General features: G+C 43.8%; 11 protein-coding genes. 1 reads left to right on the forward strand and 10 read right to left on the reverse strand.

Translation table 11 applies throughout. The features are described 5' to 3' along the window. Positions 1-19: 19 nt before the first annotated feature. The 8 genes from H513_RS0107725 to H513_RS0107765 form a co-directional block, all read right to left on the reverse strand. Positions 20-2,305 carry a family 65 glycosyl hydrolase domain-containing protein gene (locus H513_RS0107725; RefSeq protein ID WP_026800229.1) on the reverse strand — a complete coding sequence of 762 codons (2,286 nt, stop codon included), beginning with the start codon at positions 2,303-2,305 and terminating at the stop codon, positions 20-22. Positions 2,306-2,326: 21 nt separating this feature from the next. Then, positions 2,327-3,361 carry a LacI family DNA-binding transcriptional regulator gene (locus tag H513_RS0107730; protein WP_026800230.1) on the reverse strand — a complete coding sequence of 345 codons (1,035 nt, stop codon included), beginning with the start codon at positions 3,359-3,361 and terminating at the stop codon, positions 2,327-2,329. A gap of 20 nt (positions 3,362-3,381) precedes the next feature. Then, entirely contained in the window at positions 3,382-5,736 is a 2,355-nt protein-coding gene (locus H513_RS0107735; protein ID WP_026800231.1) for a glycoside hydrolase family 31 protein, read from the reverse strand. Positions 5,737-5,754: 18 nt separating this feature from the next. Next, a complete protein-coding gene (locus tag H513_RS0107740) occupies positions 5,755-7,284 on the reverse strand; it encodes an alpha-amylase family glycosyl hydrolase (protein WP_026800232.1) in 1,530 nt (509 codons plus the stop codon). A gap of 40 nt (positions 7,285-7,324) precedes the next feature. Beyond that, positions 7,325-8,167 carry a sugar ABC transporter permease gene (locus H513_RS0107745; protein WP_026800233.1) on the reverse strand — a complete coding sequence of 281 codons (843 nt, stop codon included), beginning with the start codon at positions 8,165-8,167 and terminating at the stop codon, positions 7,325-7,327. A 1-nt stretch (position 8,168) separates the two neighbouring features. Next, positions 8,169-9,473, reverse strand: a complete 1,305-nt coding sequence (locus tag H513_RS0107750) for a carbohydrate ABC transporter permease (RefSeq protein ID WP_407946598.1) — start codon at positions 9,471-9,473, stop codon at positions 8,169-8,171. 58 nt (positions 9,474-9,531) lie between these two features. After that, positions 9,532-10,797, reverse strand: a complete 1,266-nt coding sequence (locus H513_RS0107755) for an extracellular solute-binding protein (RefSeq protein ID WP_026800235.1) — start codon at positions 10,795-10,797, stop codon at positions 9,532-9,534. Positions 10,798-11,136: 339 nt separating this feature from the next. Continuing rightward, positions 11,137-12,003 (reverse strand): AraC family transcriptional regulator, encoded by an 867-nt coding sequence (locus H513_RS0107765; protein WP_026800236.1) that lies wholly within the window; start codon positions 12,001-12,003, stop codon positions 11,137-11,139. Positions 12,004-12,125: 122 nt separating this feature from the next. On the opposite strand from H513_RS0107765, the gene H513_RS0107770 reads away from it, so the two are divergent. Beyond that, on the forward strand, positions 12,126-13,499 hold the full coding sequence (locus H513_RS0107770) for an MATE family efflux transporter (RefSeq protein ID WP_026800237.1): 1,374 nt from the start codon (positions 12,126-12,128) through the stop codon (positions 13,497-13,499). 70 nt (positions 13,500-13,569) lie between these two features. On the opposite strand, the gene H513_RS0107775 is transcribed toward H513_RS0107770, so the two are convergent. Beyond that, positions 13,570-14,229, reverse strand: a complete 660-nt coding sequence (locus tag H513_RS0107775; protein ID WP_026800238.1) for a reverse transcriptase-like protein — start codon at positions 14,227-14,229, stop codon at positions 13,570-13,572. Positions 14,230-14,426: 197 nt separating this feature from the next. Continuing rightward, positions 14,427-15,326 (reverse strand): acyltransferase, encoded by a 900-nt coding sequence (locus tag H513_RS19795; RefSeq protein ID WP_330981673.1) that lies wholly within the window; start codon positions 15,324-15,326, stop codon positions 14,427-14,429. Positions 15,327-15,356 lie beyond the last annotated feature (30 nt).

Below are 15,356 nucleotides of genomic sequence, written 5' to 3' on the forward strand. Positions count from 1 at the left end.
TCAGGGAGTTTCCTATTGCTTATAAGGAGACTGCACGCTTCTCAGGAATGGTAACCTCTAAATCGTCAACCACAATTGTGATCGCATCTCCTTCTTCTTGCTGAATGACCATTCCTTCCTTATCTACAGTAACCTCTAACAGGTGACCTCGGAAGTTAATCTTGAACGAGTAACGGTCCCAATCACTCGGAATAAACGGCTTAAAGGCCAACTGTCCGTTCTTCACCCGTAGACCGGCGAACCCGTGCACGATGGACAGCCACGAGCCCGCCATACTCGTAATATGAAGGCCATCATCTGTATCGTTGTTGTAGTTGTCAAGGTCTAAACGGGCGGTACGTAGATACATTTCATAAGCTTTCTCCCCTAAACCAATCTCAGCGGCTAAGATGGAATGAACACATGGGGAAAGCGATGATTCATGAACAGTCATCGGCTCATAGAAATGGAAATTCCGTTCTTTCTCTTCCAAACTGTAGCGATGATTCAAGAAATACAAACCTTGTAGAACATCAGCTTGCTTGATGAAACAAGAACGTAAAATTCGGTCCCACGACCAATTCTGATTCAATGGGAGGTGACGTTCTTCGAGCTCTGAGACCGGCATAAGGTCTTTGTCTAGATATCCATCTTGCTGTAGGAACACACCATTGGTTTCATCGTATGGTTCGTACATGTTCGCTAGAATGTCTTTCCAATGATCAAGTTCAACCCCTTCTACTTGAAGAGATTCATATAATTCTTGATAACGTGTCGGGTCATGCTTCTCTAAGAATTTCGCAACACCAAGCGCGTATTCAAGTGTCCAAGCTGCAATTCGATTTGTATACCAGTTGTTGTTGACGTTGTTCTCATATTCATTCGGACCAGTCACACCAAGAATCATATACACGCCTTTACGCGGATGGTAGGTCACTCGACTTGCCCAGAAACGGCTGAGTTCAACTAAGACTTCAAATCCGTATTGTCCTAGATAAGATGTGTCCCCGGTGTAGTTAATGTAATTCCAAATGGCATGGGCAATCGCTCCATTACGATGAATCTCTTCAAACGTAATTTCCCACTCGTTATGAGATTCCTCACCGTTCATCGTTACCATCGGATAGAGCGCCCCATCCAAACCTAGCTTCTTCGCATTCTCCTTCGCCTGTTGAAGCTGATTGTAACGATAGATTAATAAATTTCGAGCAATTGAAGGCTCAGCAGTCCCTAGATAGAAAGGTAGACAATACGCTTCTGTATCCCAATACGTACTTCCTCCATATTTCTCTCCGGTGAAGCCTTTCGGACCAATATTTAAATTTGCGTCTTCCCCAGTATACGTATTGTACAGTTGGAAGATGTTATAGCGGATTCCTTGCTGGGCTTCTTGGTCTCCTTCAATGCGAACATCAGCATGTTTCCACCGGTCTTCCCATGCCACTTTGTGGTTGTGGAATAATTGCACAAACCCTTTCTCCGAAGCTTCCTTAACCGATGTTTCTACAAGATTATCAAGATTATCCTTCTCTACATTCCGACTAGAGACAACGCTTACATATTTGTAGCATGTAATGGGTTCATTTGCTTTTGCCTTTACTTGTATCATGTGGTCTACATACTCTTTATCAATCGTCGGCGTGCCTTCTTCAACTACGCCACCTTCAACAATCGTCTTCATTGCAGCCGCTACATCAAATTCCGTCTTTCTCGTACGCATCCGCAATCTACCAAATGAAGCTTCTCCCTGTGAGGTGACAGGTTCCCAGAAATCTTCATCATAATTGGCATCTTCATTTCGAACATCCCCATTTAAATATGGCTGGAACGTAACCGTGCGTTCTTCATCAACGGGTGTAATCTCGTATTGAACGCCTATAATAGAGTGGTCATCAATTGAGAAGAAGCGAATGACGTGCCCTTCAATGATCTTCCCATTTGGACTTTCCGCTCGAAATGTTCGTTCCAAATATCCATGCTTCATATTCAATTCACGTTTAAATTCAGACACCGACCATGTGGCAAGGTCTAATTCTTCTTCATCAATATAAATGCGAATTCCAGTAACGTTAATGGAGTTTAATACTTTCGCAAAGAATTCAGGATACCCGTTCTTCCACCAGCCCACACGCGTTTTATCCGGATAGTATACGCCACCGACGTACGTCCCTTCATGCGTGTCCCCGCTATAAGTCTCTTCGAAATTTCCCCGCATCCCCATGTGGCCATTTCCAATACTCATAAGACTTTCAGCTAGGCGATTTGACTGTGGGTGCATCCCTGACTCTGTTACCTTCCATTCGTCTACCTTAACAATCCGTTCCATCACTTCTCCCCCTTTGGTTGATTATAACAACGTTTCTTCACGCGCTTGAGTCGACTGACGGTCTTTAATGTTATACGGAACAATGATGCGCTTAGTCGGAACGCTTTCGTCTTGCATCTTCTCAATTAAGCATTTCGCTGCTTGACGGCCCAATTCATAAATGTGAATGTCGACCGTTGTTAACGATGGACGTGCAATCTCAGACATGTGAATGTTGTTGAAGCTCACGATGGATACATCTCGTGGTACTTGCTTCCCTAATTCCTCAAGCATTGTGACGACACCTATGCTCATCAAATCATCAACAATGACTAGCCCAGTCGGTGGGTCTGGCAGGTTGAACAATTCGTGTACCGCTTCTCTACCACCCGATTTCAGAAATTCGGTATGAACGCTATACTCTTCTAAGAGCAGCATACCTGACTCCTGTAATGCCAATTGGTATCCACGCTTTCGATCAACGGTCACCACTAAGTCCTCATCGCCGCCTATGAACGCGATGCGCTCATGACCTAAATCAATTAATCGATTTGTAATCTCCTTTGAAGCCGTCACGTTGTCATTGTCTACATGCGTAATAGAGTCCATGTGCTCACACGGCTTCCCAATCACAATAAACGGAAACTTTCTTTCGAATAGGAAATTCATCACTCGGTCATTAACCATTGAATAAAGAAGCAAGATCCCGTCTACTCGATTCCCATACACCATACGCTGGACACTCTCAAGTACTTCGTCTTCTGTTTCTCCTGTGGAGATATAAAGGGAATAATCCAGCTGATGCGCAATGGAGCTAATCCCTCGTAACACTTCAGGAAAGAATGGATTTTGCAGCGCCTTATCAGCTGAAGATTTCATCACAATTCCAAAAGCCTGTGTCGAGCGATTTGCAAGGCTTCTCGCATTTACATTTGGATGATACCCTAGCTCTTTCATCGCACGTCTCACCCGTTTTTTTGTGTCTGCGCTTATGCGAGAACTATCAGCCAGCACCCTCGAGACTGTTGAGGGTGCTACATTAGCTGCTTTTGCCACATCTTTAATCGTTACGCCCAATTCACTCACATCCTTTTTGACTACGGCAAAGGAATTGAAAAGACGTCATCTACCCCGTCTAGTTCTACACCATTTACCTTAAGTGCTCTGCCTTGTAATTCATGAACAACAAGCACAAGCTGCTCATAGTTCGGTCGATAGGTTCCTTCTCCGCGCTCTAATGTAACGGAGACCTCTGAATCACTGCTCTCGATTGTCAGGTTCACCTCAAGCTTCTCACCCTGTACGTAATTCGTCGTCTCTCCGTCGTCATCGTAGAATGTCGTGCGGTACGTTTCATGTTCACCTGCATAGATGTGGAAGCTCAATCCATCATCACGTTCTTTCGTCGATTGCTTGATGCTTCCTTGCGGCAACAAGCTTCCTCGTTTCACAAAGATTGGCAACTTATCAAGTTCAGCATGGACGAGGTGCGTTTCTTCCCCTTCGTATACATCTCCGTTAAAGTAATCCACCCACGTTCCTTCTGGGAAATAAACCGCACGGTCCGTAACGGAAGGCTGTAGAATTGGTGCGATTAATACGTTGTCACCAAGCATAAACTGGTCGTTGATGTTATACGTCTTCTTATCTTCTGGAAATTCGTACAGAAGCGGACGCATAACAGGCTCCCCTTCTAAATGAGCTTTATAGAAGAGAGAGTATAGATGAGGCATAAATACGTAACGTAGACGAATGTAGGTCTTCATCAATTCCTCATACGTTTCTCCAAATTGCCAGGGTTCTTGATAGACAGTTCCGATTGCAGAGTGGTTTCTAAAGTATGGTGTGAATGCTCCAACTTGTGTCCACCGTGTTAGCAACTCAGCATTGGTGTCATGAGCAAAGCCGCCTACGTCAGGACCTGAAAATGCGACACCGGATAAGCCAAGATTCATGACCATTGGAAGAGATAATTGAAGATGCTCCCAGAACGAGCGATTATCTCCTGTCCACACGGCTGCATACCGTTGAACCCCTGCATACCCCGCTCGTGTTAATAGGAACGGGCGCTTCCCATCCAATTGATTCGTCAGCCCGTCTACTGTTGCTTTGCCCATTTGTAGCCCATACAAGTTGTGAAGGGCACGATGCGTGTCAGGGTCTCCATCATTTCGATGCATTACATTCACGTCCATCGTCTTTGTCTCGTTAAAGACGGCTGGCTCATTCATATCATTCCAGATGCCTTCAATACCTAATTCTGTGTAGTATTCATGAAGGTCTCCCCACCACTTACGTGTCCGTTCATCCGTGAAATCAGGAAATGCACTTTCACCAGGCCATACATCCCCGGTATAGAGGTCCCCTTCTAAGTACGAACAGAAATGGCCTTCTTTAATCCCGTCTACATAGACCGAATACTCAGGGTCTTTCTTCACTCCAGGATCGACAATCGGGATGACGTGGACGCCAACATCTTTTAAGTCTTGAACAAGGCGCTTCGGATCGGCGAATTGGTCTTTGTTAAAGGTAAACACACGATACCCATCCATATAGTGAATATCCAAGTAAAGGGCGTCCAACGGAATCTCTTTGTTAAGGAACTGTTTCACGACTTCTCTTACTTCCGTTTCGCTCTCATAGCTGTACCGTGACTGGTGGTACCCTAATGCCCATTTAGGTGGGACGGCCATTCGACCAGTAAGGTGTGTGTACTGCTCCAATACTTCTTTCGGAGACGGTCCTGCACATACGAAGTAATCCAACTGCCCGCCTGCAGCCTTAAAGGAAAATACATCACGGCTTGTCTTCATATCAAATGTCGATTCGTAGCTATTGTGGAAGAACACACCATAGGCTTTGCCATCTCTTAATCCCATAAAGTAAGGAATAGATTGATAGAGAGGATCGGTCTCTGGGTTATGTGGGGCATAGACATCTGTATTCCACATCGTGTATTCTTCGCCCTGTTTGTTTAAGAAGCCTGCCTTTTCTCCGAATCCATAATAGCCATCTGTCTCTTCACAATCTTTAAATGCAATTACTTCCCCTTTAGAATTGTAGCCCATGCCTTGTTGATACTCTGTTACGATTGGGCGACCTGAGCCGTCTGAAATGTGAATTCGAAAAGGAGATTTCTCAATCTGAAGGTGCAAGGCCGATGTAGTCAGTAGAATGTGGGAATCTTCTTCATCCATTACCACAACGGTCTCCTCACGTTCTGCAACGACCGCAGGATTGTGCTTTGTAGATGGCTCTTGATGTGGATTCATAATGATGCGTACGAGGTCCGAGCGGTAAAACAGCACCTTTACACTTCCATTAATGCAATGGAATGCGGCTCCACCTTCGACCTGTTCATGACGAACGTAATCTCCTAGTTGCTTATAACCAGATTCGGACGTCTCTGACTGCCCTCCTGGGTGTATGGCGAAACTTGAATCTTCTAACATATTACCCCTCCTAAACCATTATGTCTGAGCACGATTCTTCCGAGTGACGTAAATAACAAATGCGATAAAGCTGCCCATCACCCCTACTACGGGGATGACGACTAGCCAATTAATCCCTTTGTCCTCCTCCACCACGTACAAATCTGCAGTGGACCGGTCTAACGCAATCTTATGTGCACCATCTGTTGAGCGAGCGATAGAATCATAGATTAATCCTCTTAATTGACTTCCTTCAGGAACATCGTTCAATGTAGCCGTCTTGGTCTCTTCACTATTGTTCACTGCAATATAAACGCTTTCATTTCCATGTGTTCGTTTGAAGACAGCGAAGGCTCCTTCATCCACGACCCGTTCGAAATCTCCTTCTGTTAAGGCAGTGAACTCCTTACGAATGGCGGACAGTTGCTCGATATGCTGCTTGACTTCTTCTTCCCCTACTTTGAAGTTCATCATTCTACGATTGTCAGGGTCCTCGCCCCCGTCCATCGCATACTCACTTCCTTGATACACAATCGGTATACCTGGGGCACCATACATATAGGTGAGTGCCATCTTCCAGCGATTCACAGGGTTTTCTTCGTTTAGAAGCGCAAGTCGTGTGAACCGTTTATTATCATGGTTATCGAGAAAGTTGCCGAGCAGGTGTGGTTGCTCAAAGAATGCCTTGTTTCTCTCCCATACGGTATACAACTCTTTTAATGAGTTCCCTTCTGTCTGAAAGGCCGTCGTAGCAGCCTCATAGAATGGATAATCTACAAATGAATCAATGCCAATCGATTCATATTCTGCGATGTAGTTAGGATTCTCACTCCAAACTTCCCCTAATAAGAAGAAATCAGGATCAATCGACGTGACGTGGTCAGAGAACTCTTCCCAGAACGTCTTCGGAACGTGCTTCACCGTATCTAAGCGGAAGCCATCAACCCCCGTCTCAGTAATCCAGAACTCCGCAGCATTGAATAGATATTGCCTTACCTTTGGATGTTCTTGATTTAAATCCGGAAGACCTGCAAGCCAACCATTTTCCAGTTGTTCTTGGCTCTCCCCAATAATCGGAGATTCTTCATGGAACCAATCTTGCTTTGTGGAATCGTTCAACCATGGATGCTTGTAACCCGTATGGTTAACGACAAAGTCGAATATGACTTTCATATCTCTGTCGTGAGCTTCTCGCACAAGCCGTTTCACGTCCTCCATCGTCCCGAAATGTTCATCCACCTCCATGAAATCTTCAATCCAATAGCCATGGTACCCCTTTTCTTCATTGGCCATAATCGGCGTTAGCCATATGGACGTAAACCCCATGTCTTCAATAACATCGAGCTTATCAATAATCCCTTGGATATCTCCCCCATGATAGGCTCTTGGATCAGATAAATCGACGTTGTAATCGTTACTCTGATCCCCATTTTGGAATCGGTCCACCATAATAAAATAAATTTCCTCGTCCATCCACCCGTCTTCTTCTTTTTCAGCTGCGCCAACTGGCTGGGCGTAAAAAAGAAGAAACGGAATGAGTATGAGCGTATAGAACACTCTCTTCTTCAAATCCGCTCCTCCTTTGGAAAAACTTTCTACACCTATAAGATTATCCTTTTGTTCCACCTGCCGTCAATCCTGATACGAAATACTTTTGGAAGGAGAGGAACAGAATTGCGATAGGAATCGCAATTAAGATACTTCCAGCAGCGAACGTTGTATACTCACTTCCATATTCACGAGCGACAAGCTCATACAAGCCAACAGCTAGCGTGTATTGCTCTTCTGTACGAAGAAGCACTTTCGCTAAGATGAAATCCGTAAATGGAATGATGAACGTAAATACAGAGACAACTGCAACCATTGGTCGTGCTAGCGGCATAATAATCTGCCAGAATATTCTCAGGTGACCTGCCCCATCCATACGTGCACTTTCATCAAGCTCACGTGGAATGGAGTCGAAGTAACCTTTCATGAGCCACGTGTTCATCGGAATCGCTCCGCCAATGTAGATTAAGATTAACCCCCAGTGGCTGTTCACAAGACCTGTCACATTCGCAAGCACGAAGATCGCAATAAGTGCTGCAAAGTTCGGAATCATTTGAAGAATTAAGAACACGATTAACCCATTCTTACGCCCCCAGAAGCGATAGCGTGAGAACGCATAAGCCATTAATGAAATGGTTAACACCGAACCAAGCATCGTAATGATACAAATCTTTAACGTGTTCCAGTACCAAATCATGTAGCTACTTTCATTCAAGTTGAAAATCTCTCTGTAGTGCGCCCAAGTCGGATTCTCTGGAATCAACGAGAAGTTCGATAATGTTGACCCTGGAGAGATGGAAGCTCCGAATACCCACAGGATCGGATAGAGAATGATGACCGACATGATGGCAACAACGAGATACGATAACGTTAAACGTATAATTCTTTGTCTTTTCATACTCATATTACATCATATCCTCTTCTTGGAATGATTTCGTTCTTCTAAACTGCCATACTGCAACAGTAATGACCATGGCAGACATGATGAGCGTAATTGCGGCTGCAATTGCATACTCTTGAGATGTCATCGTCAATTTGTAAATCCAGGAGATTAGGATATCTGTTCCACCAGCTTTCTGGCCGGATACAGAAGGGCCGCCTCCGTTGAATAAGAAGATGACGTTAAAGTTATTAAAGTTAAATGTGTACTGTGTAATTAAGATTGGTGCAATAGAGAACATGATAAGCGGGAATGTAATGTTACGGAATTTCTGTAGTGCGGATGCTCCGTCCACTGTAGCCGCTTCATAAAGTTCTTCTGGAATAGATTGAAGTACCCCTGTTACCATGACGAAGATAAACGGGAACCCAAGCCATGTTTGGATAAAGATAAGCGCAAGTCGTGTTGCATTGGCATTCGTCAACCAATCGACTGGCGGAATCCCTACGGCATCTAAGATTACCGTGTTGATTGCTCCGAACGTTTCATTGAACATACCAGAGAAGATCAAGATGGAGACGAACGCTGGTACCGCCCAAGGAAGGATAAAGATTGTACGGATAATCGCTTTCCCTTTAAGGTCCTTCTGATTCACTAGGACAGCTAGAAACACACCTAGTGCAATTTGACACGTTGTTGCGCCGAACGTCCAGACAAGTGTCCATGCAAATACATTTAAGAACGTTGAACGCCATAATTCTGTACCAAATAACTCTGTGAAGTTTGCAGTTCCAACCCAGTCCATAAGTTTCGCTGGCCACTGATGGTACAGATCATAGTTCGTGAATGCTAACAAGAACACAAAGATAATGGGCAATATGACGACGAATACAAGTAGGAAGAACCCTGGTGACAGAATTAAATATGGAAATCCATTATCAATTAAATTGCGATATTGCTCGCGAATTGTATTTAATCTCTGACCCATGTCGCGACGCTCACCATTTTTGTAGGCATCCCGAAAGACAATGAATACAAAAATAGCGGCGAAAAAGAGTAGTAGTATGGAAATGATTCCATAAACGAGCAGGAAGATTGAGTTATCACGTGGAACTTGTGTCCCTAGTGTAACGAGTCCCCATAAACCTTTCTCAGCAAAGAAATCCCAGAAAGAAACTAGAAACGCGATAGTCATTGTTAGGAATGCGACACCTTTAAGAATTTGACGATTGTAAAGTTGTCCAAGACCTGGAATGACTGAGAGAAACGTTGCAATCTTTCTGTGATTCGATTTATACACTTGTTCCATCAAGGGTATCCCCTTTCTCACTAGCCTTAAGATGAAATAAAGGTGGGTAGGGTGCCAATTGGCACCCGATTACCCGATATTAGTTTCCAGAGTGGTTCGCTTCAATTTGTTGGTTGATGACATTTACAGCATCGTCTAACGCTTCTTGTGCTTCAGCTTTATCTGTTGCAGTTGTAGAAACCGCTGTTGCCATTGGCTCCCATACTTCAGCCATTTCAGGGATAGCAGGCATCGCGATACCAAACTTAGACTGTTCCATTACAGCAGCTGCGTAAGGATTTTCACTTACCCAAGCTTCGTCTTCAATTAGTTCTTTAAGAGGTGGAATCTCAGCAGTCATTTCATAACGAGCTTTCGCATTCTCAGCATTCGTGATGTACTCAACGAATTGCTGTGCGTATTCAGAAGTACCATTCTGAGCTGCGAAGCTTGTAACAAACCAACCTTTAACGCCCATGTACGTTCCTTGACGTTCACCGTTCGGCAATTTAGGCATTGGAGAAACTCCGATGTTGATTCCATTTTCCTCATAATCCTTGAATGCCCATGGACCATTCTGAACGGCTACTGCATTGCCATCATTGAACTGGCCACTCATAACATCAGACGCATTCTCACCAAGAAGGCCACTTGGGAATAGCCCTTCGTCATACCATTTGTCGATGTAGTTTAATGCTTCTACAGCGCTTTCATTGTTGAGCCCAATATCTGAAGCGTCGTCGCCTTCACCAAATACGTAAGACCCAAAGCCGTGGAATACTCCGTGTGAGAAGTAGAAGTTATCCCAAGTAGAAAGGAATCCGTATTGGCCGTCCTCTTGAACCGCTTCTTTAGAAACTTCATACACTTCATCCATTGTTTCTGGAGCTTCAGCTAGCTTGTCCTTGTTGTAGATGAAGACTGTTGTTTCAACTGCTTTCGGCAGGCCGTACACTTTGTCTTTGTACGTCATCGCATCCATTGAAGACTCTGTGTACAATGCTTTCGTCTCGTCATCAATATCTAGTTCTTGTAAGTATCCTTTCGTAACGGATGGGCCGATGCCATCGTGGGACATTGTGACAACGTCCGGTGCGTTACTTGTGTTGCCATCTAGTGCTAGGTTTTCTTGAATTTCTGTAATGTTGTACTCTTTATATTCAATCTCAATACCTGTGTCTTCAGTAAACTTATCAGCTGCAGCTTCAAGCGCTTTCCCCTTGTCTTGGTCCTCCCAGACGATAAGCTTTTCAGGCTTTTCATTGCTAGATCCTTCACTTGAAGCTCCTTCATCCTGCGGACCACAAGCTGCAAGAACACCTACAGCCAATGAAGAAGCAAGCATTAGCTTTGTCCATTTTTTCATTGTATTGACCTCCCCTATAATAGAAAAAAAAGATAGTTTGATAGAAAAAGATAACTCCCATCCCCTATTCGTGGAAGCGGTTGCATCTTTTACAATTTTTATTATACACCTAAGACAATTATGTGCAAGCGTTTTCGCATAAATTTTTAAACTTTCACGCAACTTTTGTCGGAATTGAGTCTAAGGTAAAATGATAGATTAGGATAGTCTCGAATAAATCCCTTCAAATCAAGGTTCTTAAAGCTTCTCCTTCACACGACAAGTGATTCGCTTGTTGCGCAAACGATTGTTTATAATTTGGATAATTTACCATTTTAAACCTCCCAGTCTTCCTATAGACTAGGAGGTAGATTGAACGAAGCGTCGATACTCCTTTGGAGTGCGCCCTTCCTTACGTTTGAACAGTCTCGAGAAGTACGCATGGTCTTGAATGCCAACTTGGGTGGACACTTCGGCAATGGTCCACTCTGTTGTTGAAAGGAGCTGCTTGGCTCTCGTTAAGCGGTATTGTGTTAGGTACTCATTCGGCGTCACACCTGTTGCTTGCTTCATGACTCGAGTTAAGTAATCTGGATGCAAGGCAAGTTCCTTCGCAATCTCACGAATCTCTAGTTGTTGATCGTAATGTTCTTCAATATAACGGATTAATTCTTCCGCTTTTAATTGTGCCGCATTTGGAATATGCAACGCAGCCTGTTGAGTCCAGATGAGAAATTGCTGGAACGTCTGCTGTTCTTTCATCCTTTCCATTGGGTCTTTACTTTCATGCTGAAGAAGGAGTTGATCAATAAGGCGTTCAAGCTGCTGATCGGCAGGATAGCGACCATGCTTCGGCAAATGGAGAGTATAGGAAGCTGGGGTCGTGTAGGACGCTTCTTTATGGATAATCTCCCTCCATTCCGTAGCTTCCTGATTGGTCCATTCTGCCTTTGTTTCCGTATCGAAGTGAATCCAGTAAAATTCGGTTTCCTCTTCGCAGACGCGATGCCCGTAGTGTTCCACATTAGGCGTGAAGATGATATACTCCCCAGGATATATCGAATAGCGGTTATTCCCCTCAGTAAGAAAAAGCGTGCCAGAACGAACATAAAGTAAATCAAATACGGGTAACGAATGATGAAAATGCTTGTGATTTCTTGGGAATGTGGCCTTCCCCCCTGTAATAAATGTCGGATAGGGTGGTGCTTGAAAGCGTAATGTCTGCATAATTCCACTCCTCTTACATCGTTTTTGTTCAAATGAGTTCGTTTCCATCTATATGTATACGTATAGCTTACACCTATAATAGTTACAAAGACATATCGGATTTGTCCAACTGGAGGGCACCTATGAAGAAACAAGATGCTACTAAAATGACGTTATTCGCCTTAAGCTGGCCCATTTTCATTGAAGTGATGCTTCACATGTTAATGGGGAATGCGGATACCTTGATGCTCAGCCAATATTCAGACGATGCAGTTGCTGCAGTCGGTGTCTCGAATCAATTGCTCTCTGTCATGATTGTTATGTTTGGATTTATTACGATGGGAGCCGGGATTTTAGTTGCGCAATATCTAGGTGCAAACAACCCCACTCGCGCTTCTACCATTGTGATGACTTCCATCAGCATTAATTTGTGGTTCTCCTTACTCTTAAGCGTTCTTGTCTATCTCTTTTCAGAGCGACTTCTGGCTTTAATGGACTTGCCTCAGGAATTAGTGGGAGAAGCGAGTCTTTACCTCTCACTTGTAGGTGGCCTCATCTTCGTTCAGGCTTTAATTATGACGATTGGTACCATTCTAAGGAGCTATGGGTATACGAAAGATTCCATGATGGTCACGATAGGGATGAACATACTTAATGTCATCGGAAACTACTTTGTCATCTTCGGTCCATTCGGATTTCCCGTACTAGGGGTTAAAGGGGTAGCCTTCGTAACAATTGGAAGTCGCTTTATCGGATTGATTGCACTCTTCCTATTACTCTATCGCCGCAGCGGAAGGTCCCTTCCATTCCGTTCATTCTTCTCCTACAACGGGAAGGATGTGAAGGACTTGCTTCATATTGGCGTTCCCGCCGCTGGAGAACAAGTATCTTATAATGCGAGCCAAATCACCATTACTTACTTCGTTGCCCAACTCGGAACAGTCGCCATCACAACGAAAGTGTATGCGCAAAATATAATGATGTTCATTTTCTTATCAGCCGTGGCAATTGGTCAAGGCACACAAATCTTAGTTGGGCACTTGGTTGGAAGTCGTGATTTAGAGGGAGCCTATCGCCGTGGATTCAGGAGCGCAGGACTTTCTATTGCCATTACCGTTTCCATTGCAACGATTGTCTACTTCGCTAGTGAACCGCTCCTTCATATCTTCACAAGCAATGAAGAGATCGTCCAGCTTGGACAAATCTTATTACTTATGACGATTGTGATGGAACCTGGTCGTGCAACGAATCTCGTTCTTGTCAATTCGTTACGGGCAACTGGTGATGTTCGCTTTCCAGTTGTCGTTGGTATCATCTCCATGTGGGGCGTTAGCGTCTTATTTGCTTGGTTCTTCGGGTTATACCTTAACCTTGGACTTCCTGGGATCTGGATTGGTCTTATTGCAGACGAATGGGTTCGTGGAATCGTCATGGCCATTCGTTGGAAACGAAAGACGTGGATGAAGAAGGCGTTTGTTGAGGAAGAAGAAGCTACATCTGTCCAGTCTTCTTTATAGAAATTCTATGTTGACCCTATGAGAGAGAAGTAGGGGGAAATGGTTCACCATCTCCCCCTCTTCATCATTCCTAATCCATTCTAGTCGTACTTCTTACTTCTACACCTTCCAATGCCTGAGAGGCGAGTCGGTCTGCTTCTCGATTATCTTTCCTAGTAACAAGGTCAAAGGACGGTGAAATACCTAATGAGTCAAGCTTCTGTTCAATACGATCCGCCCACTTATTCAACGATTCTTCAAGCGTAGGCCATTCATCCAGCAACTGATTGATCACAACTTTGGAATCTCCTGTGAACGTGACGGGTAAATGATGCACACCCATTTCCTCTAATTGTTGAATAGCTAGATGCAGGGCTGCGTATTCTGCTTCATTGTTTGTCCTTAAATCTTGAGTAGCAGCATTGAAGCGAAAGCGATATGGGTATCCATTCTGTTCGTAGTAGATGACACAGCCAAGCCCTGACCGCTTACCTTTCTGATCGAATCCCCCATCGAAATAGACATGCAAATGATGAGGTTCTGTTTCGATTTCTGTCATAAGTTTCGCAAACTCTTTCTTGTTCCAGGTGCGGTTCTGCTCGTCAATCAGAACCAAGTCTCGAGCTCGACCTGTTCTTTCAATAACATCAGCTATTTGAAGAGCGTCCTCTCCTTTAATCACATCAGATGTGAAAGGTACCATCCATTTCTTCTTTGGTGCAGTAAACAAGTAATGAATTCGGACGTTCATGTAATCACCTCACATTACGCTTATCCTTTATTCTCAGTTTACCCGAATCATTCTTTTGCTAGTTATTTCTTTGCGAATATTCTAGTAACAATAATTAAAATTTAACCTTAACTTAGTTCCTCTATCTACCGATACAAGAAAAGACCAAATGGATTTCCATCTGGTCTCTCCTTTCTCAAATGATGCGATACGAAACTTCAGGACACGGTTTTAGTTTCTCTATTCATCGTTTGACGGTGGTAAATGAATGTGGCCCGTTTTGGTAGCTTCCCAAATAGGATAGAACCGAACGGTGTGAATCTGTGGAAGAACCATATGATGAGATAGCAGAAGAGTAATGTTCCAACGTATCTCCCTACAATCTGCACATGGAACCAAGCATTAGCCTGAGCAGGAATAAATTCTGCAACAACTCGTAATACAATTGGATGAATCAAGTAAAAGCCAAATGAATACGAGGCAATGTTCTTAATGACGTGGAAGACACGTGGGGAAACAACTTCACTTAGCCACTCTGCAATTCTAAATAACGCATAGCCCCCAACTAATAGATACGCCATGTCTGTCAGTCTAAATAAGAACCAATGAAGGTCTAACTGGCCTGTCCCATATATGAAATAATGTAAGAGAGTCATCGTGACACCGAGCCCAAGTCCTGCAATGGCAAGGGGAACGGTTGTGATTTTGCGTGCCTTTTCTTTCTCACGAGTAAAGTGAACTCCGAGCCATGCCCCTAGCATGAACGGTCCCATGAATCCTAGAAAGTCCATGAATGAAGAGAATTGGACATCATTGCTCAAATAGCCGTAGGAAACTTGAATCAATAGCCCTACCAACCAGAGATATTTCCTCAAGAAGACAATCTTCTGCGTCAAATAAAGTAGTAACGGCAAGAATAAATAAAATTGCACAATAAGATAAATAAAATGCAGGTGGTAAAACGATTCCCCGTGCAGGATACGCACTAAAGAATCCACCAAGCTCCATTCTCGGAATTGGATTACATACATGAAAGTTTCATAGAAAATTGCCCATAGTACATAAGGCAGTACAATAAAGACAACTCGCTTCTTATAGAAATCTTTCAAGAACTCCAACGTTACTGGACGAGAAATATAATTGTAAAA

This window comes from Pontibacillus halophilus JSM 076056 = DSM 19796 (genome assembly GCF_000425205.1).
In the GTDB taxonomy this organism is placed as follows: domain Bacteria; phylum Bacillota; class Bacilli; order Bacillales; family BH030062; genus Pontibacillus_A; species Pontibacillus_A halophilus.

Excerpts from the sequence above, each read along its gene's own strand:
- H513_RS0107765 (WP_026800236.1), bottom strand. The coding sequence starts at position 12,003 with ATGCAGACATTACGCTTTCAAGCACCACCCTATCCGACATTTATTACA.
- H513_RS0107755 (WP_026800235.1), bottom strand. The coding sequence starts at position 10,797 with ATGAAAAAATGGACAAAGCTAATGCTTGCTTCTTCATTGGCTGTAGGT.
- H513_RS0107775 (WP_026800238.1), bottom strand. The coding sequence starts at position 14,229 with ATGAACGTCCGAATTCATTACTTGTTTACTGCACCAAAGAAGAAATGG.
- H513_RS0107770 (WP_026800237.1), top strand. The coding sequence starts at position 12,126 with ATGAAGAAACAAGATGCTACTAAAATGACGTTATTCGCCTTAAGCTGG.
- H513_RS0107725 (WP_026800229.1), bottom strand. The coding sequence starts at position 2,305 with ATGGAACGGATTGTTAAGGTAGACGAATGGAAGGTAACAGAGTCAGGG.
- H513_RS0107735 (WP_026800231.1), bottom strand. The coding sequence starts at position 5,736 with ATGTTAGAAGATTCAAGTTTCGCCATACACCCAGGAGGGCAGTCAGAG.
- H513_RS0107745 (WP_026800233.1), bottom strand. The coding sequence starts at position 8,167 with ATGAGTATGAAAAGACAAAGAATTATACGTTTAACGTTATCGTATCTC.